Origin of the sequence: Acinetobacter sp. ANC 3903, assembly GCF_002135315.1 — a bacterium.
In the GTDB taxonomy this organism is placed as follows: Bacteria; Pseudomonadota; Gammaproteobacteria; order Pseudomonadales; family Moraxellaceae; genus Acinetobacter.
This window is the reverse complement of the sequence record NZ_NEGA01000014.1, coordinates 1-23053: the sequence shown is the minus strand read 5'-3', so window position 1 is coordinate 23053 and position 23053 is coordinate 1. Positions and strand designations below refer to the sequence as shown.

The 23053-nt window shown below is 40.9% G+C and carries 21 protein-coding genes and 2 pseudogenes; 5 read left to right on the top strand and 18 right to left on the bottom strand.

Annotated features, from left to right (window positions below):
- Window positions 1–103: 103 nt before the first annotated feature.
- The 13 genes from B9T29_RS11595 to B9T29_RS11535 form a co-directional block, all read right to left on the bottom strand.
- Entirely contained in the window at window positions 104–2533 is a 2430-nt protein-coding gene (locus B9T29_RS11595) for a glucose/quinate/shikimate family membrane-bound PQQ-dependent dehydrogenase (RefSeq protein ID WP_086176081.1), read from the bottom strand.
- 178 nt (window positions 2534–2711) lie between these two features.
- On the bottom strand, window positions 2712–4019 hold the full coding sequence (locus B9T29_RS11590) for a carbohydrate porin (protein WP_416202490.1): 1308 nt from the start codon (window positions 4017–4019) through the stop codon (window positions 2712–2714).
- 103 nt (window positions 4020–4122) lie between these two features.
- The gene (locus B9T29_RS11585; protein ID WP_086176079.1) at window positions 4123–5583 is read right to left on the bottom strand and encodes a NosD domain-containing protein; all 1461 of its coding nucleotides are present in this window, start codon (window positions 5581–5583) and stop codon (window positions 4123–4125) included.
- 45 nt (window positions 5584–5628) lie between these two features.
- Window positions 5629–6483, bottom strand: a complete 855-nt coding sequence (aroD, locus tag B9T29_RS11580; protein WP_086176078.1) for a type I 3-dehydroquinate dehydratase — start codon at window positions 6481–6483, stop codon at window positions 5629–5631.
- 151 nt (window positions 6484–6634) lie between these two features.
- The gene (pcaG, locus tag B9T29_RS11575; RefSeq protein WP_086176077.1) at window positions 6635–7264 is read right to left on the bottom strand and encodes a protocatechuate 3,4-dioxygenase subunit alpha; all 630 of its coding nucleotides are present in this window, start codon (window positions 7262–7264) and stop codon (window positions 6635–6637) included.
- A gap of 15 nt (window positions 7265–7279) precedes the next feature.
- On the bottom strand, window positions 7280–8005 hold the full coding sequence (gene pcaH, locus B9T29_RS11570; RefSeq protein WP_086176076.1) for a protocatechuate 3,4-dioxygenase subunit beta: 726 nt from the start codon (window positions 8003–8005) through the stop codon (window positions 7280–7282).
- 26 nt (window positions 8006–8031) lie between these two features.
- Window positions 8032–8466: a 4-carboxymuconolactone decarboxylase gene (gene pcaC / locus B9T29_RS11565; RefSeq protein ID WP_086176075.1), complete on the bottom strand. Its 435-nt coding sequence runs from the start codon at window positions 8464–8466 to the stop codon at window positions 8032–8034.
- A gap of 14 nt (window positions 8467–8480) precedes the next feature.
- Entirely contained in the window at window positions 8481–9836 is a 1356-nt protein-coding gene (locus tag B9T29_RS11560; protein WP_086176074.1) for an MFS transporter, read from the bottom strand.
- 42 nt (window positions 9837–9878) lie between these two features.
- Window positions 9879–10667, bottom strand: coding sequence for a 3-oxoadipate enol-lactonase (gene pcaD, locus B9T29_RS11555; protein ID WP_086176073.1), 789 nt, complete (start codon window positions 10665–10667; stop codon window positions 9879–9881).
- Window positions 10664–12019, bottom strand: coding sequence for a 3-carboxy-cis,cis-muconate cycloisomerase (gene pcaB, locus B9T29_RS11550; RefSeq protein ID WP_086176072.1), 1356 nt, complete (start codon window positions 12017–12019; stop codon window positions 10664–10666). Before pcaB ends, pcaD begins: the two co-directional genes overlap by 4 nt.
- 22 nt (window positions 12020–12041) lie before the next feature.
- Window positions 12042–13247, bottom strand: a complete 1206-nt coding sequence (gene pcaF / locus B9T29_RS11545; protein ID WP_086176071.1) for a 3-oxoadipyl-CoA thiolase — start codon at window positions 13245–13247, stop codon at window positions 12042–12044.
- Window positions 13248–13364: 117 nt separating this feature from the next.
- Window positions 13365–14021, bottom strand: coding sequence for a 3-oxoacid CoA-transferase subunit B (locus B9T29_RS11540; RefSeq protein ID WP_086176070.1), 657 nt, complete (start codon window positions 14019–14021; stop codon window positions 13365–13367).
- 13 nt (window positions 14022–14034) lie between these two features.
- The gene (locus B9T29_RS11535) at window positions 14035–14715 is read right to left on the bottom strand and encodes a 3-oxoacid CoA-transferase subunit A (RefSeq protein ID WP_086176069.1); all 681 of its coding nucleotides are present in this window, start codon (window positions 14713–14715) and stop codon (window positions 14035–14037) included.
- A gap of 277 nt (window positions 14716–14992) precedes the next feature.
- Between B9T29_RS11535 and pcaU the strand changes: the two genes are divergently transcribed.
- Entirely contained in the window at window positions 14993–15817 is an 825-nt protein-coding gene (gene pcaU, locus B9T29_RS11530) for an IclR family transcriptional regulator PcaU (protein WP_086176068.1), read from the top strand.
- Window positions 15818–15877: 60 nt separating this feature from the next.
- Here the strand turns inward: pcaU and B9T29_RS11525 are convergent.
- Together B9T29_RS11525 and B9T29_RS11520 are read right to left on the bottom strand one after the other, a co-directional pair.
- Window positions 15878–16167, bottom strand: a pseudogene (locus B9T29_RS11525) (transposase); the annotation flags it as partial.
- Window positions 16168–16289: 122 nt separating this feature from the next.
- The gene (locus B9T29_RS11520) at window positions 16290–16889 is read right to left on the bottom strand and encodes a hypothetical protein (RefSeq protein ID WP_086176067.1); all 600 of its coding nucleotides are present in this window, start codon (window positions 16887–16889) and stop codon (window positions 16290–16292) included.
- Window positions 16890–18439: 1550 nt separating this feature from the next.
- On the opposite strand from B9T29_RS11520, the gene B9T29_RS11515 reads away from it, so the two are divergent.
- Window positions 18440–19363 (top strand): chromate resistance protein ChrB domain-containing protein, encoded by a 924-nt coding sequence (locus tag B9T29_RS11515; RefSeq protein WP_086176066.1) that lies wholly within the window; start codon window positions 18440–18442, stop codon window positions 19361–19363.
- On the top strand, window positions 19363–20703 hold the full coding sequence (gene chrA / locus B9T29_RS11510; RefSeq protein ID WP_086176065.1) for a chromate efflux transporter: 1341 nt from the start codon (window positions 19363–19365) through the stop codon (window positions 20701–20703). Before B9T29_RS11515 ends, chrA begins: the two co-directional genes overlap by 1 nt.
- A gap of 47 nt (window positions 20704–20750) precedes the next feature.
- Here the strand turns inward: chrA and B9T29_RS11505 are convergent.
- Window positions 20751–20975 (bottom strand): annotated as a pseudogene (locus B9T29_RS11505) (cation transporter); the annotation flags it as partial.
- Between the two features lie 62 nt (window positions 20976–21037).
- On the opposite strand from B9T29_RS11505, the gene B9T29_RS16390 reads away from it, so the two are divergent.
- Window positions 21038–21304 (top strand): transposase family protein, encoded by a 267-nt coding sequence (locus tag B9T29_RS16390; RefSeq protein ID WP_086176064.1) that lies wholly within the window; start codon window positions 21038–21040, stop codon window positions 21302–21304.
- 103 nt (window positions 21305–21407) lie between these two features.
- Here the strand turns inward: B9T29_RS16390 and B9T29_RS11490 are convergent, their stop codons facing one another.
- Together B9T29_RS11490 and B9T29_RS16595 are read right to left on the bottom strand one after the other, a co-directional pair.
- Window positions 21408–22016 (bottom strand): HAD family hydrolase, encoded by a 609-nt coding sequence (locus B9T29_RS11490; protein WP_086176063.1) that lies wholly within the window; start codon window positions 22014–22016, stop codon window positions 21408–21410.
- A 58-nt stretch (window positions 22017–22074) separates the two neighbouring features.
- Window positions 22075–22383, bottom strand: a complete 309-nt coding sequence (locus B9T29_RS16595) for a DUF6088 family protein (RefSeq protein ID WP_228146602.1) — start codon at window positions 22381–22383, stop codon at window positions 22075–22077.
- Between the two features lie 456 nt (window positions 22384–22839).
- Here B9T29_RS16595 and B9T29_RS11480 point away from each other — a divergent pair.
- Window positions 22840–23053: transposase (locus B9T29_RS11480; protein ID WP_143223887.1), on the top strand; the 214-nt coding region annotated here is incomplete at its 3' end.

Here is a 23053-nt window from a genome sequence, read left to right as displayed (position 1 = left end):
GGATTGCGATTATGTACTTTCACAAGACATCCTTTTCTTATCATCTTGGTAGGAATGTAGAAAGTCCCTCTTTGTAGAAGGACTCTCACAACAATAATACGTTTTAGTTTTCTAAACTATAAGCAATCACATAATCACCATGATCAGGCGATTGACGTGCGCCACCAGCAGAAATAACTACATATTGCTTACCCGTTTTTGGTGAAATGTAGCTCATTGGTGTACCTTGGCTACCCACAGGTAAACGTGCTTTCCACAATTCTTCACCATTCGATGAATTGAAAGCGCGTAAGTAGTAATCCTGCGTTGCAGCAAAGAACACTAAACCGCCCTGTGTTGCCATTGGCCCACCAATGGTTGGCATACCAATCGGTGCTTTTAAGCCCATCTTAATGCCCATCGGACCTGTATCTTCGACTGTACCCAAAGGAACCTGCCATGCAATTTGACGAGTTTTCATATCAATTGCGGTCATGGTGCCAAAAGGCGGTTTTTGACAAGGAATACTTAACGCTGACCAGAAACGGTTTTTGTTGACTTTGTATGGTGTACCTTTCATTGGTACTGCACCCATACCTGTATTCACTTTCTCACCACCATTGGCTTGAATCGCCAAGTCTTCAGGCGTTTGTTTGATCAACTGAATCCAAAGCCCTAGACGCATGTCATTCACAAACATATAACGATGGGTTGGGTCGAATGCAATTGAACCCCAGTTCATGCCACCGAGTGAACCCGGAAAGCTCAATGAAACATCAGTACCTGGTGCAGTGAAAAGCCCCTCATAGCGCATCGATTTGAAATTAATACGACACATCAATTGATCAAATGGCGTAGCACCCCACATGTCTGATTCAGTCAGCATTTGATTACCAATTTGTGGCATTTCAATAGAACGTGGTTGGGTCAAACTATATTGTTCATTTGGAATATCAGCGGCTTTAACAGGCTGTTCAATGACTTTGGTCAATGGTTTACCTGTAACACGATCAAGTACAAAGAACTGACCAGACTTCGTACCAATGACTACAGCAGGTTTAGTCGAACCATCTTTCAGTGGGAAATCCACCAAACTTGGTTGCATAGGTAAATCAAAGTCCCATAAATCATTATGCACTGTTTGATAGACCCACTTTTCTTTACCTGTGGTCGCATCAAGTGCCAATACCGAAGTATTGTATTTATGATCTAAGGGTTGACGATTTGCCCCCCAAAGGTCGACCGAAGAACTTCCCATCGGTAAGAACACGGTATTCATTTGTGGGTCATAAGACATTGCAGCCCATGAGTTGGCTGAACTACGCTTATAGGTTTCACCTGGTTTAAGTACATAGTTCGGATTTGGATTCCGTGGATCGAATGCCCAACGCAATTGACCTGTAATGACATCGTATGCACGAATTACACCACCCGGCATGTCTGCACCCACGTTATCCGCAATACGGCTGCCAATAACGATAGAGGTACCTGCAATGGTTGGTGCTGAAGTGACTTCAAAACGCGGTGCTTTGGTGCCATCACCCAAACCTTCAAGCAAATTTACCGTCCCATCGACACCGAAGTCTTTACAACGCTCACCTGTATCGGCATTCACTGCAATTAAACGACCATCAGGTGTGTTGGTATAAACACGACGTGGACAGGCTGTATTAGTTGCCACAGCAGTGACCGCGTTTGCACCTGCCAAGTTTGGCTGTACCAATGCTTGCGTCGAATCAAAATAAGCAACGCCACGGCAACGCTCCCAAGCATCGGCTTTAGAGTTGACTTCAGCTTTCCAGATTTGTTTACCCGAATCCGCATCCAAAGCAATCATGTTGTTATGCGGGGTACACAAAAATACTTTATTGCCAACCTGCAATGGCGTCATCTGATCTTCTGCACCATTGCCTGAACCTGTGGTTTTATCTCCCGTTTGGAAGCGCCAAGCTTCTTTTAACTTGGATACATTATTACGGTTAATTTGATCGAGTGCGGCAAAACGGCTACCACCTGCATCACTACCATAATGATCCCAATTAACCTGTTGTTTATTTGGTGCCACTGGGACAAGCGGTAATTCCTGACCAGAAGCTTCGACTGTTGGATGTGGAATAAACATACCGTACATACCACCCAACATGCCTAGGACAGTCAGACCACCTACAACATAAGCAGGTGCAGACATTGCAGTTTGTTGCTGATATTTACGAATAGATGGCAAGGTAAATAGCACGGCAGCAAATAAACCTGCGGGGAACATTAAGCGTGAATGCAGTGGCCAAAATTCGAAGCCAGTATCAATCAATGCCCAAATGACAGTGCCTACAAAGACTAAACTGAATAATCCAACCCCAAGGGCTTTTTTTCTAAAAATGAAAATCGATGAAACGATGGTCACTAAGCCTGCAATAAAGAAGTACCAAGAGCCACCTAAACTGATGAGCTTTCCGCCACCAATTAAATAAAATAGGCCTGTTAACAATAAGGCCAAACCAAGGATAAAGCACCATATTTTAAATATGGCTCCTGGCTTAGATTGAGCTTCAGACATACATCTTACTCCAAGTGCCGTGAGTTTAAATGACCACTCCCTCTCTCCTTTGAGTATCATTTATCATCACAAATAAATTCTGATGCTTTCACAGGTTAAACCTGTGAAAGCATCGACTAACGTATTTAAACTAGACAGTAATATTGATTATATTTTAATCATTTTTATCTAAATACTGTTAAAAATTCACTTTCATGGTTAAACCAGCCACCCACGCGTCTTCTACTTCTTTTACCCCTGTCGGTTGGTAGATGTATTGCAGGTTTGGTCTGAGCATGACCGCTGGAGACCATTGGTAGGTGTAATTAAGTTCTACATTGAGTTCGTCACGTTGAATTGGGACATAGTCACTGGCAAGCGCATCGTAACTGTAATAACCACGACCTTCGTTGGTAGCGATTTGCTTGTCCGTCGCACGATCATTCACGACATAATTGGCTAAACCAAAACCGATGGAATCATTCGGACGACTGTCAAAAGGCCCTTTGTACCAAAGAGCGAGTTGTTGTGTACTTTCTACAAATGTTGTGGCCTTATCGTTCACTACACCATTAAAGCTGATATATAAACCACGCTTCGGATCAGCTCCATGTTGTGTGAGTTGTTGTTGTGCATTCAACCAAAAACTGTATTTACCATCTTGTATTTCACCACTGCGAATATCTTTTGCTTCAGCCGTGGAATACAATGCACCGAGTTTATATTCACCAGGTAAGCTATTAAATGCGGCTAACTTTGGTTTCCAAGCCAACTCTAAAGGAATGGTTGCCCCCTCAACATTGTCCATGTCAAGGTTAAAACCATCACTATTGGATTGTGTTTTTACATTGTCTGGATTAACTTCATACACGCCCAAACCAAGTGACCATGCAGGTGCAAATTGGTATTTAATATTGGTGCCCCAGAGTCCTACAGGCCAGTTGTACCAGATCGAACCAATTGATTTACCTAACTGTCCACCACAGAGCAGTAAGTTCTGGAATTCACATTGTGAGCTGTTAAAGTCATCCGACATGCCCATACGTCCAATCTTAAATTGGACACGGTTATCATCAAATCCTGTTTTGATCCAAGCCTGAGTTAAGCGCCAGATCTTGCCACGCCCGTAAATTTCTTGAGTATTGCCTAAAGTACTGGCACGCGGGTCTTTAATCCGCTCTAAAGTTAATGAGTTACCATCACGTTTGGTAATCATCAAGCCTGCTGTGGTATTTTCCCAACCTGCTATTTTACTTAAATCAAAATTAGCACCTAAAGTCAGTTGTCCCGCATTTTCCAAAGTGTTGTCATCGTTATAACCACCAGCCAAATTGGTCGCCGCCTGACTCATAATTGCTGCTGTAAATTTATAACCTTGATCTTCCAGTTGCTTCCGTTCACCGTTCCAATCACCGAATAACCATTGACGATCTGCCGAATAAAATTCATTGGCTGAAGCCAATTGGCAACCGAGTAGCGCCAAAGACAGTGTGCCAATTTTTACCATATGTGTTTTTAAAATCGATGGTTTTAATAATTGTTGTTGCATAACCAAACATCCTTTTTTGTGAGGAAAGCTCAACTCAAGTGAGCTTTCCATGCGGTTTTTATTATTTAATGCGAACGGCTGGACTCAGTTCAGAAGTTGCACCCAAATGGTCGGTCACATTCGCCGTCACACTTGCAGTACTATTCAATGCTTTCCACGTTGCTTGACCTTGACCTTGAGCATTCGTCGTCACAACTTGCATTCCTAAATACTGTTCAGCTTCTTGACCATTCGCTTGACGATTCGCAAAGAACTCAACCTGATAGCGTTGATTTGGTTGTGCTTGGACAACAGCGGTAATTTGTCCTTTGCTATAGCTTAAACGTGGCGCGTGGATGTTTTGGTTTGGCATCGCATTACAGCCTTGTTCATTCGGCTGTGTACAGGTTTTTTGCAGTTTCGCCGCTTCAATGACCACACCACCACCACGAGAACCCACAAAACCTGCATGCTCTAGGGCCGGCACAGCAAACACAATTGCGCCTAAACGTTGATTAGGCACACAAGAACCACCCGCTTCACAGCGTTTAATATCCTTAGCGTTATTCCAAATTAAGTTTTTGGTCAACGTTGTACGGGCATTGGCATCTTTTTCTGAACGAATGGCAATGCCCAGACGGTTACCGTGAACTTTATTGCTGTCAAAAATGTTGCCATCACCCGTGAGATTAAAGCCAATCGAGTTGTTGGTCAGTTCGTTATAAGCAACATAGTTACGTTTGCCCCAGTTGATTTGTAAACCATCCGAATAGTTTTCAAATTTGTTACCGACCACCGCATTGTCATTGCCCCACAGGATTTCGATACCTTGCGACGGTTCTGGATTGGCTTTGGTTGAAGTAAATAAGTTGTTGGCCACCAGGTTAAATGCCGCGCCACGGGTGAGTTCTAAACCATCGCCATTATCTACAAACAAGTTATTCAAAACTTTGTTGTTATTGGTGGTGGTTGAGGTTGGATTGCCCTTACCATCATCACCCGTCAACATCACGCCTGAGCCACCGTAGTTATTACTGATACGGTTATGTTGAATCAAGTTATTGCTTGAACGGTTCACCAAAACGCCAATACAAAAACGGTGAATATCCAGACCTTTTAAGGTCACACCGTTCACATCTTGCAGAACCAGACCGGGTAAAGTCGTAGTACGGACGTTGGTACCATATTGTTCAGGGTTTGCCCCCGGACACGCTTTCGCGCCTTCACCTTTAATATAGTTTGAACCATCAATCGCAATAAATTCGCCCGTTTTATCCCACTGGGTACCAATAATTTTCACTGAAGACTTAATTGGCGGTAAAGGCTGATTCAATTTAATTGTATAGGGTGCTTTGCCCACAGCTTGGATTTGAATTTCATTTTCTTGCGTTGCATTGGCATTCGATTGTTCAATTGCCCAACGCAGTGAACCTTTTGCACTATCATCCTGATAGCGGTCAACAATATAAGTTTCTGCACTGGCAAAACCTGATGCCGCTAAACTCAAAACCAATGTGGTCAAACGTAAAGTTGATGGTTTCATATTTTAAATCCTTTTCTGTCCTTGAAGATGAATAACGCAGTGCATTTAAGGGGTTGGTTGTACTGTTTTCAGCAACTGCTTCAATTGGGTCACATCAATTTGACCTGGCGCAGAGGCTTCACCAATCATGCCGAAACTTAGGCTACCGCCCATATTGGCAGTCGCGACACGTGAAATCGTGCCCAACTGCCCCATCGACATGGTCAGTAGTGGTTTTTGACTTTTTTGACTCACCGCCAGCGTGGCATTCATGAGGGTAAAGACATCTTGTTTTGACTTTGGCATTACCGCAATTTTGAGAATATCTGCGCCCATCTGATCTTGTTTCAGCAGGCGATTTTCAATGTCTTGTTGGTCAGGTGTTTTGGCAAAATCATGATTCGACATGATTACCAACACTTTCTTGTCATGTGCCAATTGGGTTAATTTCGCCACACTGCCAGCATCACGGAACATTTCAATATCCAGCAACTGCATAAACGGTTTTTTCAGGTATTCGCGATAAATCTTTTCATAGTCTTGATCAGACACCGTCATTTTGCCGCCTTCATTGTGGGTACGAATGGTGGCAATTAAAGGTTTATCTTTTAGAATTTGATTCAGCTGCTGACCCAATGCAATCACTTTTTTGGTGTCGGCAGAAAACTCAAGTAAGTCGATGCGAAACTCAGCCACATCTGCATTAGGGTTGTTGGCAATCACTTGCGCTTGGGCTATGGCTTGCTCTGCTGTTTTTGCGGTAATGGGTACAATGGTTTTGACAGGTAAGTCACCAATATTGAGCTTTTTCACCACATAGTGGTGTGTCGCAGCAGCTTCGACTGCAAATGCCGCAGGCATTGCCGCTAAAACAGCACTGCTTAAGCAGAGTTGCATCGCAATTTTTTTAATCTTAATCATTACATTTCCTTGTATTTTCAAACTATTGCCTGACTTCTGTCATCAGTGGCAAATATACGTGGGATGAACGAAATGAGTCATGCCATCACCACGCATAAACTTTTTATCTTTAGAATTAGTTCAAGATGTCTCGCACTAAATCTTGGAAAATTTAGATATCCAAAAAGACCGTTTCGTCTTCACCTTGCACACGAATATCAAAGCGATACACCACTTCACCATCACGCTCTTCACGTTTTGCAATGAGGGTCTGACGACGAGGCGCCCATTCAATACCTTTCAGTACAGGATCTTGCGCATTGGCTTCAGCTTCATCTTCAAAATACACACGGGTATTCAAGCCAATGTTAATCCCGCGAGCAAAGATGATCAGTGCAATATGCGGTGCCTGAGTTGTCCCTTTACGTCCCGGAACCGCACCCGGTTTGATGGTATTAAAACTCCAGAAACCAGTTTCAAAGTCAGCCCCTGTACGTCCCCAACCAAGGAAGTTTGGATCGACCGCTTTGCCTTGAATATCGGCTGCACTTGGATAGACACCGTTGGCATCCGCCTGCCAAATTTCAATCAATACATCGCGTAGCGGTAAACCTAAGCCGTCAAACACTTGACCTTCTAAGCGAATACGTTCACCTAAGGTTTTTTCTTGAACCAACTGATTATTAAAGTTGTTTTCAAACACTTCAATGTTGGCTTGTTGTGGCAACAAACCAATGTGTACATATGGCCCACCTGTTTGAGATGGCGTTTCATGCAATTCTTGAAAGTTCCAATGGTTCATGTTGTTCTCCCTGAATTAAGTCAAATCATTTTCGAAATAAGTCGCACGACGACCACGTAAAGTGATGTCAAAACGATAACAACGACTGTCTGCTTCAATAAAATTGCTCTTGTCTTCCAAGGCAATCAATGCACGACGTTGTTCTTCCGAAGGAATGGTTTTAATAATTGGACACGAATCAATTAACGTATCGCCTTCAAAATAGAACTGCGAAATCAGACGCTGCGCCCAACCATCGGCAATTAAAGAGAAGTGGATATGCGCTGGACGCCATTCATTAATCCGGTTACGCCACGGATAAGGACCCGGCTTAATGGTACGGAATACAAAATAGCCATTGGCATCAGTCATCATGCGACCACAGCCCCCAAAGTTCGGGTCCATCGCACCAATAAACTGATCATTCGGATGACGATAACGACCTGAAGCATTGGCTTGCCAGACTTCGAGCAATGCATTTTTGACTGGACGACCAAACTGGTCACATACATAGCCATGCACAATAATGCGCTCACCAATCGGCAAACCTTCTTTGGCATAGTTCAAAATCAAATCGTTATCTTTAGGTCCAAATTGCTCGGCACTGAACTGCGGTGAAGTCACTTCAGTTAAGGTTTCTGCAATTGAGATCAAGGCATTCTTTGGCGAGCGTAATACACTGGTTTTATAGCCGGGTGCGTATGCTGGCGGATGATCTTCGGTATTGCGTTGTGCATAAGCACCTAAAATAAGTTGTGACATGTGACGTCCCTCTTAATCTTGTTCCATTACTCTTGATTCGTTTGTTCTGGGCTGAGCTGCTGTTCACTCAGCTTTTGCGGGGCGATGCCCAAATCTGCAAAAACTTCTTCTGCCATGTGCATGGCTGCATTCGCTGCGGGCAAACCGGCATACAGTGAACAGTGCAAAATCAACTCTTTTAAGTCATCCTTGGTCACACCATTGTTGAAGCAAGCACGTAAATGCATACGCAGCTCATCTTCACGGCCCAGTGCCAATAAAATGGCAATAGTGACTAAGCTACGGGTGTGGCGCGGCATGCCTGGTCTAGACCAGACTTCGCCCCAGGCAAAACGACTGATGAAGTTTTGAAAATCTGCGTTAAAGTCATTCAGGTTCTCAAGTGAACGACCGACATGCTTTTCACCCAGCACTTCAGTTCGGACTTTGATCCCTTGTTCATAACGTTGATCATCATTCATGGGAGAAACCTCAATTAAGTCGCATCTGTATGTGCGACCAGTGATTTAATAAAAATAGCGACTGCTGCTGCTGTTGCTGGAATTAACAGCAGGCTTAAAATGGCAGTAAACGACCAGTCATTGCCCAGTAAAACTGCGCCGATCCATGCACCAAATACCGCACCGAAACGCCCGATCCCTGACATCCATGCCACACCTGTTGCACGGCATTGCGTTGGATAAAAACGGGCACTTAAGGCTGGCATAGCCGACTGTGCACCATTAATCGCAACACCTGCGCAAAGCACTAAAATGGCAAGTAAGGTTGGATTTGCTAAGCTCTGCCCTACGGCAAAAGCAAAGATCCCTGCGACAAAATAGAAGCCTGCGATAATGCGGTTCGGGTTGAAACGGTCCATTGCCCAACCAATAAATAAAGCACTGAGTACACCGCCAAACTGGAACAAGCCACCGATAAATGCTGCACGTTCCATGGTTGCACCTGTTTCACGCATTAAGGTTGGCAACCAGCTGGTGAGCAGATAAATCATCACCAAACCCATGAAATAGGTCAGCCACAATAAAACCGTACCTTTGACATATTTCTGAGAGAACAGCATGCCAAACACGCCTTTCTTCTCGGTACCTTCGGTTTTTTCTTCAGGTACATGAAACTCAGTGACACCCTGTACTTGCGTCGGTGCAATACGCGTTAGAATTTTGCGGACTTTTTCGCTGTCACGACCTTTCACAATCAGGAAACGGTAAGACTCTGGCAGGAAGAAAATCACCAAGATCATCAAAATCAGTGGCGACCAACCGCCCAATAAGAATAAGCTGTGCCAACCAAAATTTGGGATCAACCAACTGCTAATGAAACCGCCTGTCGCCATACCCAAGTTGTATCCACAGAACATACAAGTCACGAGCAAAGAGCGAGAGCGCTGTGGACAGTATTCAGAAAATAGCGTGGTTGCATTCGGCATAGCCGCACCCAAACCAATACCGGTTAAAAAGCGCAGGATCACTAAGGTATTTAAGTCAGCCGCATACGCCGATGCCAAAGTAAAGCCACCGAATATCAGCATCGAAACACTTAAAACAATCTTGCGCCCAAAGCGATCAGCGGTTGGACCAGACACCAAAGCGCCAATAATCATGCCGCCTAAGGCTGCACTCATAACTGGACCCAGTTGCGAGCGGTCTATCCCCCAGTCTTGTGCCAAGGCTGGAGCAATAAAACCCATTGCCGCAGTATCAATACCGTCAACAAAAACAATGAGAAAACATACAATTGCAATCAACCACTGATATTTGCTAATCGGTGCATCATTAATCAGTGCTTGTGCGTCTATACTCGTTTTTTGAGTAGCGTATTCCTGAGACGCCATACCTGCCTCCTTGGGCTGAAAGTCCTTTTAAAAATTCTTAAACTATTGAATCGATCCAATAAACTGACTGAGGGTTTGGTTAAACAGCTCAGGTTGCTCAATATTGGAAAGATGCGATGCGTCTATCATCGCCAATTCACTGTCTTGAATCTGTTGTTGCATATAGATACCATCGGACACTGTGGTGACTGGGTCAAACGCCCCAGCGATGATCAAAGTCGGAACCGAAATTTGCTGAATTTCAGTACTCAAATCCGCTTTTGCCAATGCTCGACAAGATTCTGCATAACCCAATGCCGGCGTAGTGGCTAAAGACTGAATGGTGCGCTGCGCCAAAGCATCATGTTGATAGTCAAACTGTTCACTAAACCAGCGTGTATGTGTAGTCGCGACCAAATCTGCCAAACCATTTTCAATCACGGCATCGGCACGCGCATTCCATCCTTCTTCGTTCCAGATTTTGGCTGCTGAATTCGCCACAGTTATGCTATGAAAACGATCTGCATGGTGAATACCGAGCCACAAAGCCGTCATGCCGCCCATTGAAATCCCGCAAAAATGTGCTTTTTCAATGTTTAAACCATTCAAAATATCAATCACATCTTCTGCAAGGTTTTGTACAGTGGTCTGCTCAATCACATCGCTTTGACCATGACCACGGGTGTCATAGGTCACTACTTTGAACTGCTGTTCGAAAGCAGCAACTTGCGGCTGCCACATGCCTTGATCAGTACCGAGCGAGTTTGAAAATACAATCACAGGGGCATGGTCTTGCCCACTGATTGCAATGGATAAGGTCTTACCCTGACGATTGGTCATCGCGATATTCACTTTGCCTCTCCTTTTGCTTCCTGCAAAACCGCATCAATTTGGTCTTGGATATTGCCAAGATAAGATTCGGGTTTAAAAATGTCGTTAATCTGGGCTGCGCTAAAATAGGCTTTAACTTGATCGAGTTCGCAAATGACCTCTTTTAAATGCACGCCTTTTTCCACGGCTGTTTTACATGCCGCTTCCACCAGATGATGAGCCTGTAAACGCCCCATATGTGGTGCCAAAGCCATCATCACGGCTTCCGCCATGATTAAGCCTTGCGTACAATCAAGATTGCGTTGCATATTTTTAGCATTGACTTGCATCCCTTCTAAAACGTCCAAAGTCCGCTCCAAGGCGCCTGCGCAAAGCTGGAAAATTTCAGGCAATGCCAGCCATTCTGCATGCCAGCCACCTAAACTACGCTCGTGCTCTTGCACCATGCTTTGGTACAAACTCGACATAAGCACAGGCACACGATTGGCTGCGGCTAAAACCGATGCCGCAGCAACAGGATTACGTTTATGTGGCATGGTTGATGACCCACCACGCCCTTTCGCTGCTGGCTCAAATACTTCTGCAATTTCAGTTTGCATCATCAACGACCAGTCACGCGCCATCTTGCCCAAACTGCCAGTCACCATGGCTAAAACACTGGCAATCTCAACAATACGATCTCGCTCGCCATGCCAAGTACAGCTTGGAACAGAAAGTTGTAACTGTGCTGCAAATGCTTGCACAACTGCTGTGCCTTGATTCTGCAAAGATGCCAATGAACCAACCGCACCACCCAATTGAGCAGTAAACACGCGTGATTTCATGGCTTCAATACGGGCTAAATCACGATGAAATGCCGAGGCCCAACGCGCGAATTTATGCCCCAAAGTAATCGGCAACCCTTGCTGCAACCATGTGCGTCCAATCATCACTTGTGAGCGATACTGTTCAGCTTGGGTCAATGCAGTGCGGTAACATTGATGAATTAAAGGTTCAACATGCGTCATTGCAGCATGACATTGCAAAATACATGCGGTATCTAAAATGTCTTGACTGGTTGCGCCCCAATGCAGATAACGCGCAGCATCTTCATCGCTTTGTTTTACAATCGCAGTCAACTGCTTCACAAAAGGAATCGCGATATTGCCTGCCAAACCTGTTGCAACAGCTAAAGCATCAAAATCAATCTGATCAATCGCAGTCTGTGCAATTTGAAAAATCGCTGTTGCCGCAGATTCTGGAATCACCCCGATCTGAGCCTGCGCTTGTGCCAAGGCCACTTCAGCCTCAATCATGTATGACACCAACGCGTGATCACTAAAAATTTCAGTCACCTCGTTTTGGTAAAATAAGCTGGCATATAACTGGCTCATGATCGCTATCCTTAAATCTGCTTTAAACGCGCTGAATAATCATTGCAATGCCTTGACCAACACCAATACACATCGAGCATAGGGCATAAGTACCACCGGTTTGTTCTAATTGGTTTAAAGCTGTTGTGACTAAACGTGCACCCGATGCACCGAGTGGATGGCCAATCGCAATTGCACCACCATTTGGATTTACTTGCGTGGTGTTATCGGCTAAACCAAGGTCACGCGTCACCGCAAGTGCCTGTGCTGCAAAAGCTTCATTCAGTTCAATCACATCCATCTGCTCGATACTGAGATTAGCCTGTTTCAATAGCTTTTTAATGGCAGGCGCTGGAGCAAAGCCCATGATGCGTGGTTCTACACCCATTGCCGTTGAAGCAATGATTTTGGCACGTGCCTTGAGCTGATACTGTTCAATCGCTTGTTCCGAAGCAATCAGTACAGCAGCCGCACCGTCATTGATACCTGATGCATTGCCCGCTGTGACGCTGCCCTCTGCTGTCACCACAGGCTTGAGTTTTGCCAAACCCTCTAAGGTGGTCGATGCACGTGGATGTTCATCAGTATCCACCACAATTGGATCACCCTTACGCTGTGAAATATTCACAGGGATGATTTCATGTTTAAAAAAGCCTTGGGCCTGAGCGGCTGCTGTACGCTGTTGACTTGTCAAGGCAAACTGGTCTTGATCTGCTCGATCAATATTAAACTGTTGTGCCACATTCTCTGCGGTTTGCGGCATGGTTTCTACACCATACATGGCTTTCAGCTTAGGATTGATAAAACGCCATCCCATGGTGGTGTCTTCAATCTTCTGGCTACGGCCATACGCTGTTTCTGATTTGCCCATCACAAAGGGAGCACGTGACATACTTTCCACACCACCTGCAATGATCAGGTTTGCTTCACCAGCTTTAATGGCACGTGCTGCCATCGCAATCGCATCTAGTGATGAGCCACATAAACGATTGACGGTGGTTGCAGGGACTTCTACAGGTAAACCTGCAAGTAATGCCGACATACGACCGACATTGCGGTTGTCTTCACCGGCCTGGTTGGCACAACCATAGATCACGTCATCAATTTGGGTCCAATCGACACTGGGGTTACGTTGCATCAAGGCTTGAATTGGTACGGCACCCAAGTCATCGGCACGTACTGGAGCGAGTCCACCTGCATAACGTCCAAATGGGGTGCGGATGGCATCGATAATATATGCGTTTTTCATATCTATTCTTCTCTTAATCCTCCCTTAATCCCTCCTTTAAAAAGGAGGGAGACCTACCGCACTTGATGCTAGAGAAGTCCCCCTTTAGCAAAGGGGGATTTAGGGGGATTCAAATCATTAATTCTGTTGTGTCGCATCCACCAAAGTGGCATCCGTCATCCCCTGCAATTCTGCAAAACTCAAACCGTCGACTTTTTCAATCACTTTTAACCCTGTCTTAGTAACATCAATCACGCATAGATCGGTGTAGATCCGGTCTACACATTTCAAACCCGTAGCTGGGTAGCTCAGTTCAGCGACGATTTTCGGTTCACCTTGTTTGGTGACATGATCGGTGGTGATGAAGACTTTCTTGGCACCTACGGCTAAATCCATCGCACCACCTACCGCAGGAATCGCATCCGGTGCGCCTGTATGCCAGTTGGCCAAATCACCATTCGCCGCCACTTGAAAGGCACCGAGTACTGCAATATCCAAATGCCCACCACGCATCATGGCAAAAGAATCACCATGATGGAAAAAGCTGCCGCCTTGCAGCATGGTCACATATTCTTTACCTGCATTGATCAGTTCAGGGTCTTCTTGGCCTTTTTCTGGTGGTGGGCCAAAAGCCAATAAACCATTTTCAGAATGCAGGAACACATCCTTGTCTGAAGGGAGATAGCTGGCAATCTTGGTCGGTAAGCCAATGCCTAAATTAACATAAGCCCCATCAGGGATATCTTGTGCGACACGTTCAGCGATTTGGTTACGACTGAGTTTTTGATAGCTCATGATGTTCTCCCGATTACACAGCAACAGGTTCAGGTTGAACCTGTACCACGTGTTGAACGAAAATGCCTGGGGTGATGATGTGCTCTGGGTCTAAAGCACCTAAGTCCACTACTTCAGAGACTTGTGCAATGGTCACGCCTGCTGCCATTGCCATAATCGGGCCGAAGTTACGTGCCGATTTGCGATAAACCAGATTGCCCCAACGGTCGCCTTGCTGGGCTTTAATCAGAGCAAAGTCCGCTTTGATTGGATATTCAAAAACATAATCTTTACCGTCGATGTGACGGGTTTCTTTGCCTTCCGCCAATAAGGTGCCATAGCCGGTTGGAGTGAACACTGCACCCAGGCCCATACCAGCCGCTTGAATACGACAGGCCAGATTGCCTTGTGGAACCAGCTCTAAATCGATTTTGCCTGCACGATAGAGTTCATCGAAGACCCAAGAATCGGACTGACGCGGGAACGAACAGATGACTTTTTTTACTGCACCCGCTTTGAGTAGCTTCGCGAGACCATAGTCACCATTGCCTGCATTATTGCTGACGATGGTGAGGTCTTTAATACCGAGTTGAATTAAGCCATCAATTAGTTCAGCAGGTTGTCCTGCTGTACCAAAACCACCAATCATGATGGTTGAGCCGTCGGTGATTTGGGAGAGCACTTCCGCGAGGGATGCCGCACTTTTATCTATCATTAGATAACTCCATTGTGCATCATGCAAATTTGAAAAGGCGCGGAAAACTAACTTGTACTGGAGGACGATTCAGCTAAAACGACATTCCCTAGTTTTTTAGTTCGATTTCCTTATCCGTTCATTCTTTATAATTTCTTTACTTTGGACTAGATAGTAATCACATGTTTTGTTCGATCATCGAACAATTTATCTACATATCGAACAAAACCTGATTAATACAGTCTGATTTCACGCTATAGTAAAAATATGCATGCAATAAAATGGAGAAAGAGACAATATGAGTAAAGTAATACAGCACACCGAAAAGCAGCTGCACAATAAAGACAATAAAAAAACCATTCGGCACGAAGACTTTGTCGCTGGCATCAGTAAAGGCATGGCGATTCTGGACAGCTTTGGTACTGACCGACATCGTTTAAATATTTCTATGGCAGCAGAACGAACAGGCATGACACGAGCTGCTGCACGACGCCATTTACTCACCCTTGAATATTTAGGTTATTTAGAATCTGATGGTCATTATTTCTACCTAACCCCTAAAATTTTAAAATTTTCAGGTTCTTATCTTGGTGGTGCTCAGCTTCCTAAAATGTCTCAACCCTTACTCAATTTATTGACCAATCAGACATCTTTGATCTTTTCAGTTATGGTGCTAGATGGATATGAGGCTATTACGATCGCTCGCAGTGCAGCACATCAGCAAACAGATCGCGTTAATCCCTACGGTTTACATTTAGGAAACCGTTTACCTGCACATGCAACCTCTGCAGGAAAGATTTTATTAGCACATTTAGAACGCAATCAGCAAATAGAATGGTTAGAAAAATACCCTCTGCAACGACTGACTAAATATACTATTGTTGACAATCAGCTCTTTCTAGAACTTTTGTATAAAATAAAAGAGGATGATTGGTGCTATTCATGTGAGGAACATGAATTGGGAGTACATGCCCTTGCTGTACCAATTTATGATCATAAGTTTAAAGTAATTGCTGCATTAAATATTGTTTCTCCAACCATTCGAACAACTAAAGACTACTTAGTTCAAAATATTTTACCTTTACTTCAAGAAACAGCTCGAGAACTGCGTAATATTTTATAATTTATTAAGGCTTTGTTGCACAAAGATTTAAAGATTATAGCTACCCGAATCTACTCAGGTTTAAGTGACAATTTGGGTATGAGGTCGGCCTAATTCCGTAAATTTATTTAATACTGTCACACGTGCATGAATCTCATTCACTTGGCTTTGAAAGTTCCTAGCACTGAGTTTATCTCCCAATAATTTGATGCAATGCATCTTAGTTTCTACCAAGCTTCGGCGATGATACCCAGACCACTTTTTCCAAATTGTTCTTCCTAGGAATTTGACCGTTTTCAATAATTAATTTCTCTCTAAAGACCTCAGCTTTTTGTCTTTCCAAGGTTCTCATTTTTTCTTGGTGGAATCACTGGACTGAAAGGTGTCTAGGAGAGTGGTGGCAGTCCATTACCTAACTAAAAGGTGTCTACAAAATCGGTGGCTATTCAGTCCGTATAATCCTTAGTATGTTAATTTTAGATAATCTATAAAATTAAATAGTTTCCAAAATTTTTATAAGTGCTTCACGTAAATTAGGCTGTTTTGTACGGCTATTTAAATTAGCTTTAAATGTTTCTAAATTAATTTGGCTTAAATCCAGTTTCGCTATTGATTCTTCTAACTTACTTTTTATCATCTGAAATTTCTTTAAACAATCCTCAAGTTCTTCAATTGACTTATTATTAATTTCTATACCTAGCTTAGCTGTATGAATAGCACTCTGTAGAACAACATCTTTAAAAGATAATTCAATACAATGATCTTGAATTCGAACTAAGTTATGACCAACCAAGAAAGAAATGTTTTTATTTAATGTACTTATTGGAGACAACTTAATGAATTTATTATTTTTTTTGTAGGTCTTATTTTTTGCAGTGTCAATTTTTGAATTCCAACCTCGTGTTGTCAAAAAATCATCAAGATCAATAAAAACTAGACTATGTATAGATTCTTCAATATTACTAGCCAAGTTTTTTAGATTAGCATTGATATCAAATAGATCATTTTTTAATTGGTTTTTACGTTCTTCATTACCATTAAACTGATGTGATTTAGTCATAAATGATGGTAAAATTTTTTCTAAAGCATTCATTTTTTAAAGTACCCTAATTAGTTAATATAAAGTTTGATTATTAATAAGTGTATATTTTCATACTTCAACATAGAGTTGTGGTATAAATATTTAAAATATATATTGCTGAATAAGCCTTTAATAATAGATTTATTCAACAAAGGCTCCCTAACTTAAAGTTGGATTATTCATAGCTTTCTAACATTAAATAAAGAATAAAACCTTTAATTAAATTTATATTAACAGGCTAAATTTTTGAAAATACATTTAAGGCTTTTTGACATTCTTTTCAATTTGTAGCGGGTTAATCCTTCAAAAAATTTATATAAAATGATTCCACTGAGATCATTAAGATTTTTTGTCATTTTTTGTCCCTTGTCAGTTAATCTAACTCGTGTAATTCGACCGTTATTTTCACAAGAATAAATATTAACCAATTCTTCCTCTTTTAAACTGTTAACAATTTTTCATGGTGGTTGACATCCTAACTCTCTGGAACTCCCTAACTCTTCATTCGCTTCTTTGAACATTTTTTATAATAAAAAATTAGAAAGCCAGAACTTTTCTGCAATGCTTTTTTGTACTTATTTATTGTTTTTATGTAAAAAATTAAAACATTTAATGGTTGAGTACTCTATTACTAAAAATGCCAATTTATGTGTTAAAATTTAAACAAAATGTAATATGTTTAACTCTAAAAAAACTATAAAGGTCAATTTTAATTTATTAAATAAATATTAATTTAAAAATAAATTTTCTTTATAATGTGTTACATATAAGTTATTTTTTAATTTTTGATAAAATTTAACGGTAATAATATGAAAATTAACAACTAAATAATGAATGAAAAATCATCTAATTTTAGCTGAGAATAGTAGGCATTTTATATATATGGCTGAATATTAAAAATATCTTTAAAGATTTTATAGACATATGTAAAATTAAATATGGTCGCTGAATCCTGTGCTTAATTTGGAAATATGCATGTAGGATATTTATAGTTAGGAAGAACACAAAAAAGTACGGATTATATGCCCATGCTTCATATGATTTATACAATATAAAGTGTAGTAAATTGGGTAAGGAAAGCATAACTCTCTAATTCTTTATTTGCTTCTTTGAGCGTGTTTTTATAACAAAAAATTAGAGAGTTAAAGTTCTGTTACCCTTCTCTATTTATATTTATTTATTGTTATTATGAGGTTGATTAAATCACTTGCTAATTAATTTTTCATAACAATAATTCACAATCTACTCATCAAAATGTAAATTAATGTGACTGAAATAGATTTTTAATTAAACTTCAAAATTATTACCCTGGACTTAGACTGTCATAGGTATTCATAGATCACTGATTTTGTAGGGTAAAGCTTTTTAATGTCACGTATAAATCTAAGACTCGCTTAAAGCTTACTAAAATTGATGTTCCACGGCTTATAAACCATTGATTTCAGGTTCAGGATTTTGGTCACCATGACGTTACTTTGGGGTGTACTTCAAAAACACATAATAAATTATTTAAAATAATTTTAACCTGTACTATTATCTACATAAAATGTAGAGATTATTACATGAATTTATCAATTTTAGTTTCTAGCCTTTCATCACAAAGTGCCACTGTCAGGATGAGAATCTGGCGCTCCATAAAAAGTTGTGGTGCAGTGACGCTTAGGGATGGCGTTTACTTATTACCATTCAAGTTCAATTCAAAATTCGACTCAATTATTGAAGAACACACCACGGCTGATGGCAGCGCATATATTTTTCATGCAGATTGCCCAGACAATCTCAATTTAATCCAACTGTTCGATCGTAGAGCTGAATATGATGAATTTATAGCTCAACTTAAAGTATTAGAAAAAAATCTTAATGTTGATCAGAAAAATGAACATTTAAAAACCATTCGGAAATTGAGAAAAAATTTAACTGCGCTGATTGAAATTGACTTCTTTCCAAATGAGCTTCAACACATCACTCTCAACAGTTTAAGCAGATTGGAACTTAAGGTTGCGCATTTGGGTGAAATTGATGAACCGAATGTACAACATGATCAAATTCAGACCTTGTCTAAGCACACATTCCAAAATAAAGTCTGGGCTACACGAAAACGTCCCTGGATAGATCGCTTAGCTTGTGCTTGGCTCATTCAAAAATTTATTGATGATAATCCTACATTTCTTTGGCTAGACAATATTAATGACTGCCCGCCTGAAGCGATTGGTTTTGACTTTGATGGTGCAACATTCACTCATGTTAATCACTATGTTTCCTTCGAAGTTCTGATACATAGCTTTGCATTAGAAAATACTGCCTTAAAAAAGATTGCTGAAATTGTTCACTATTTAGATATTGGTGGACAAGAACCACCTGAAGCCATTGGTCTAGAAAAAATTATGCATGGCTTACGGTCAAGTATTCAAAATGATGACCAACTAATCCAACTTACTCATCAAATCTTTGATGGCCTATTTGCCAACTTCAATGTTGAACAATAATGATAATACCTGACTCAAAAGAAATCGAAACAGAAGTCAGTTTTAAGGCAGCTATATGGTTTTGGTTAAAACTCGGCTTTATAAGTTTTGGTGGGCCTGCTGGACAAATTGCAGTAATGCATCAGGAACTGGTAGAAGAAAGGAAATGGATTTCTGAAAAACGTTTTATGCATGCTTTGAATTATTGCATGTTGTTACCCGGCCCTGAAGCCCAGCAATTAGCCACCTATATTGGTTGGCTCATGCATAAAACCAAAGGGGGATTAATTGCCGGCATTCTTTTCATCTTACCCTCGCTCTTTATTTTAATCGCCTTGTCTTGGGTCTATGTCAAATTTGGTGATGTTCCCATCATTGCTGGATTATTTTACGGCATCAAGCCTGCTGTAACCGCTATCGTCTTCCATGCAACTTACCGCATTGGAAGTAGATCTCTTAAAAACAGATTTCTTTGGTTGATTACCATTTTTGCATTTATTGCCATTTTTGTATTTAACGCACCATTCCCCTTAATTGTTTTACTTGCAGCTTTAACTGGATATTTCACCAGTAAAAAATATCCTGAACTTTTTTCCGGTAATGCACATCAATCGAATGGTAAATCGTACGGCAAAGCTATCATTGATGATGATACGCCGACACCTGAACATGCTCTATTTAAGTGGTCACGACTTGCTAAGATTATTGTTATTGCTGCCTTTTTATGGTTCATTCCATTATTAAGTTTGTTCTATATCTTTGGATGGGATCATGCATATACCCAAATGGCATGGTTTTTTACCAAGGCTGCATTAATGACCTTTGGAGGAGCCTACGCTGTTTTACCCTACGTTTATCAAGGTGCAGTAAATTACTATCATTGGTTAAGCCCGACACAAATGATTGATGGTTTGGCATTGGGTGAAAGTACACCCGGTCCCTTAATTATGGTAGTCGCTTTTGTTGGCTTCATTGGTGCTTATAGTCCTGATTTACTAGGTGCAGATTATCAGTTTATTGCTGGGGCTTTAGGGGCAATTATCGTAACTTGGTTCACCTTCATTTTTTCCTTCCTGTTTATTCTGGCTGGCGCTCCAATTATAGAATCCACACATAATCAACTTAAGTTTACCGCCCCCCTTGCTGCTATTACTGCTGCTGTAGTAGGGGTAATATTAAATCTGGCGTTATTCTTCGCTTATCATGTATTGTGGCCAAAAGGCTTTGAGGGGCACTTTGACTATATAGCCGCTTTGATTACCTTAGCAGCCTGTATCGCCTTATTTAAATTTAATCAAAGCGTATTGAGAGTTATTGGAATAGCCGCAATTTTAGGGCTGATTGTTAAATTCAGTTTTTAATAGATATATGAGCATGTCATTAGACATGGCTCATATAGCAAGAATATTTAAACCGCAGCAAGAAGACGATATTTACAATTAATCTCTACAGACACATGAACGATTTCTTCATGTATAGAGAGTGCTTTTCGAACATCATCTGCGGTTAAATTAACATTGTGCAATTCTAAAGAAAGAATGCATGAAAATTTACCTTTACCTACTTTCCAGACATGGAGATCCGTAATCGTAATTTGACTATCTAATTCTTCAATAACTTCTTGAATCTCTTGGCACTGTTGTAAATAGGCTGACATGATAAGCTAAATATCTTATTTATTTCGAGATACAGCAGATGACTCCCTTCCACGGTCGGCACTTTCAAGGTGAAATCATTCTTTGGGCTGTTCGTTGGTATTGTAAATTAGGCTGTAAACTGGATTCTGAACTCAAAATCTATAATCAGGAAATCAACAAAAGAAGAATCGGGATCGAGCATGTATTTGGTCGCCTGAAGACCTTTAAAATCCTTACTGGACATTACCGAAACAGAGGTAAAAGATTGGGTTTGAGATTCAGTTTAATCGCTGGAATCTATAACTTGGAGTTGAGTAAAAAATGATTTATGAAAGAGGTCTATTTATAGACAACCACAATACCGGCATTTTTAGTCAATCTTTTCCTGATATTGAGGAGTTTTTACTCATCTAAAAATTTGAAAATCATTAAAGCAAGTCACTCAGAATATCTGAAATTTTCTGTCCTTTTTTACGATCAATTAATCTGGCTGACATGCCAAATGCCTGGGGTCCAGTTACATCAGCTAACAGGGTATCTCCTATAAACAATACTTCTCTCGGTTGACAATTCAGCTGGTCAATTAAGTACTGATAAATTTCTGGTTCTGGTTTGATATTTCCCACTTCATAGCTCCATGCATATGCTTCCAGGTTAGGAAGTATTGAAAATACAGCCTCACCATATGGTTTAGCTAGATTAGAACAAAGCGCTACTCTAAATCCAGATTGTCTTAATTTTTCTAAAATTGTAACCGTATCTTCGTATAGTGTCATCGCTTGTAGGTCATCACTTAAATCCTCATTTAATTCCTGAAGTAGTGGAGCAGGAATATCTTTCCCAAATCGTTTTGCTACTTCTGTAAATTCTCCAAATGTAGACATGATTACGGCAACATCGTCAGAAGCAGGCCTTCGACCTTGATCTTTTAGCCATTTCATTAATTTCCTGTAGGGTGAACGTTTCGGTTCTGCTTTTATCAGAGTACCGAATACATCAAAAACGATGACCTTGAAATCAGCCGGATTATTTAGCATATAAGTAATTCTTTAGACTAACATTTACCACTCATAAATAACTTGTTAATTCACCATTTTATCTAGAAAGAACATTTCTACTAAAGCAGTGGCTAATCAGTTCCAGAATATTGAAGTAATTTAGCATTATCCATATAAATGAATATATTTTAGTACCCGCAATCTTGATCTCTCTCATTATGCCATTCGTATGAAATGTTTTATACATCGGCACTTGAGTACTTAAGCCTAATCTATTCGCTGCTGCTCCACCATATAATTGGATTTTTTCCTTGTTTTTAGCGGTAATAATTTTGATAGTTCTATTGGGGTGTGGAGGCATTTGTCTGCCATTTAAAATTCTACTTATTGCTGATTTGTAATAAATTCCGTTTTAGATACGTTTAATAAGACCTTCCTCCACCAGACGATATAGGCTGCGTTGAATTGTTTGGCGTGAACCAGATTCCACTTAAATACTGTCTAAAAAACACGCCCACGGTTAAACTTTGCAATTTGATGTCTTACATTGCCAGTAACAGTAAAATGTAACTGAGCTTTACCTGTCATAGAATACTTTAGTTTTTGAATAAAAAATATACAATTTTTTCAAAAAATTAATATTTATTAACTCATATAATTTCAGACATAAAAGGTGTAAAGCCCGATAAAAAAATTACAAATTTACACATAAGAATTTTGCATAATACAAAGGGAAAAAATTTATTTTTGACTAGGGCGTGTCCTCATTTGGCTTTGCAGCAAATAAATATTGATCCTAGACAAAATAATGGACACATAGTCCCTCTACAGATAACGTAATGTTAACTTTGGAGATGTACAAATGGCTAAACGCTTTAGTCCAGAATTTAAACAGCAAGCAATCGATTATGCACTTGTGAACTCACATGAATCATTAGCATCAATTGCTGTAAAACTTGGTGTCGGATATTCGACATTAGATAAATGGATTCGTATGGCTAATCCAGATGGTTCAAGTAAACGTCAACTCACCCCTGAGCAACAGAGGATCATAGATCTAGAAAAAGAAGTCAAAC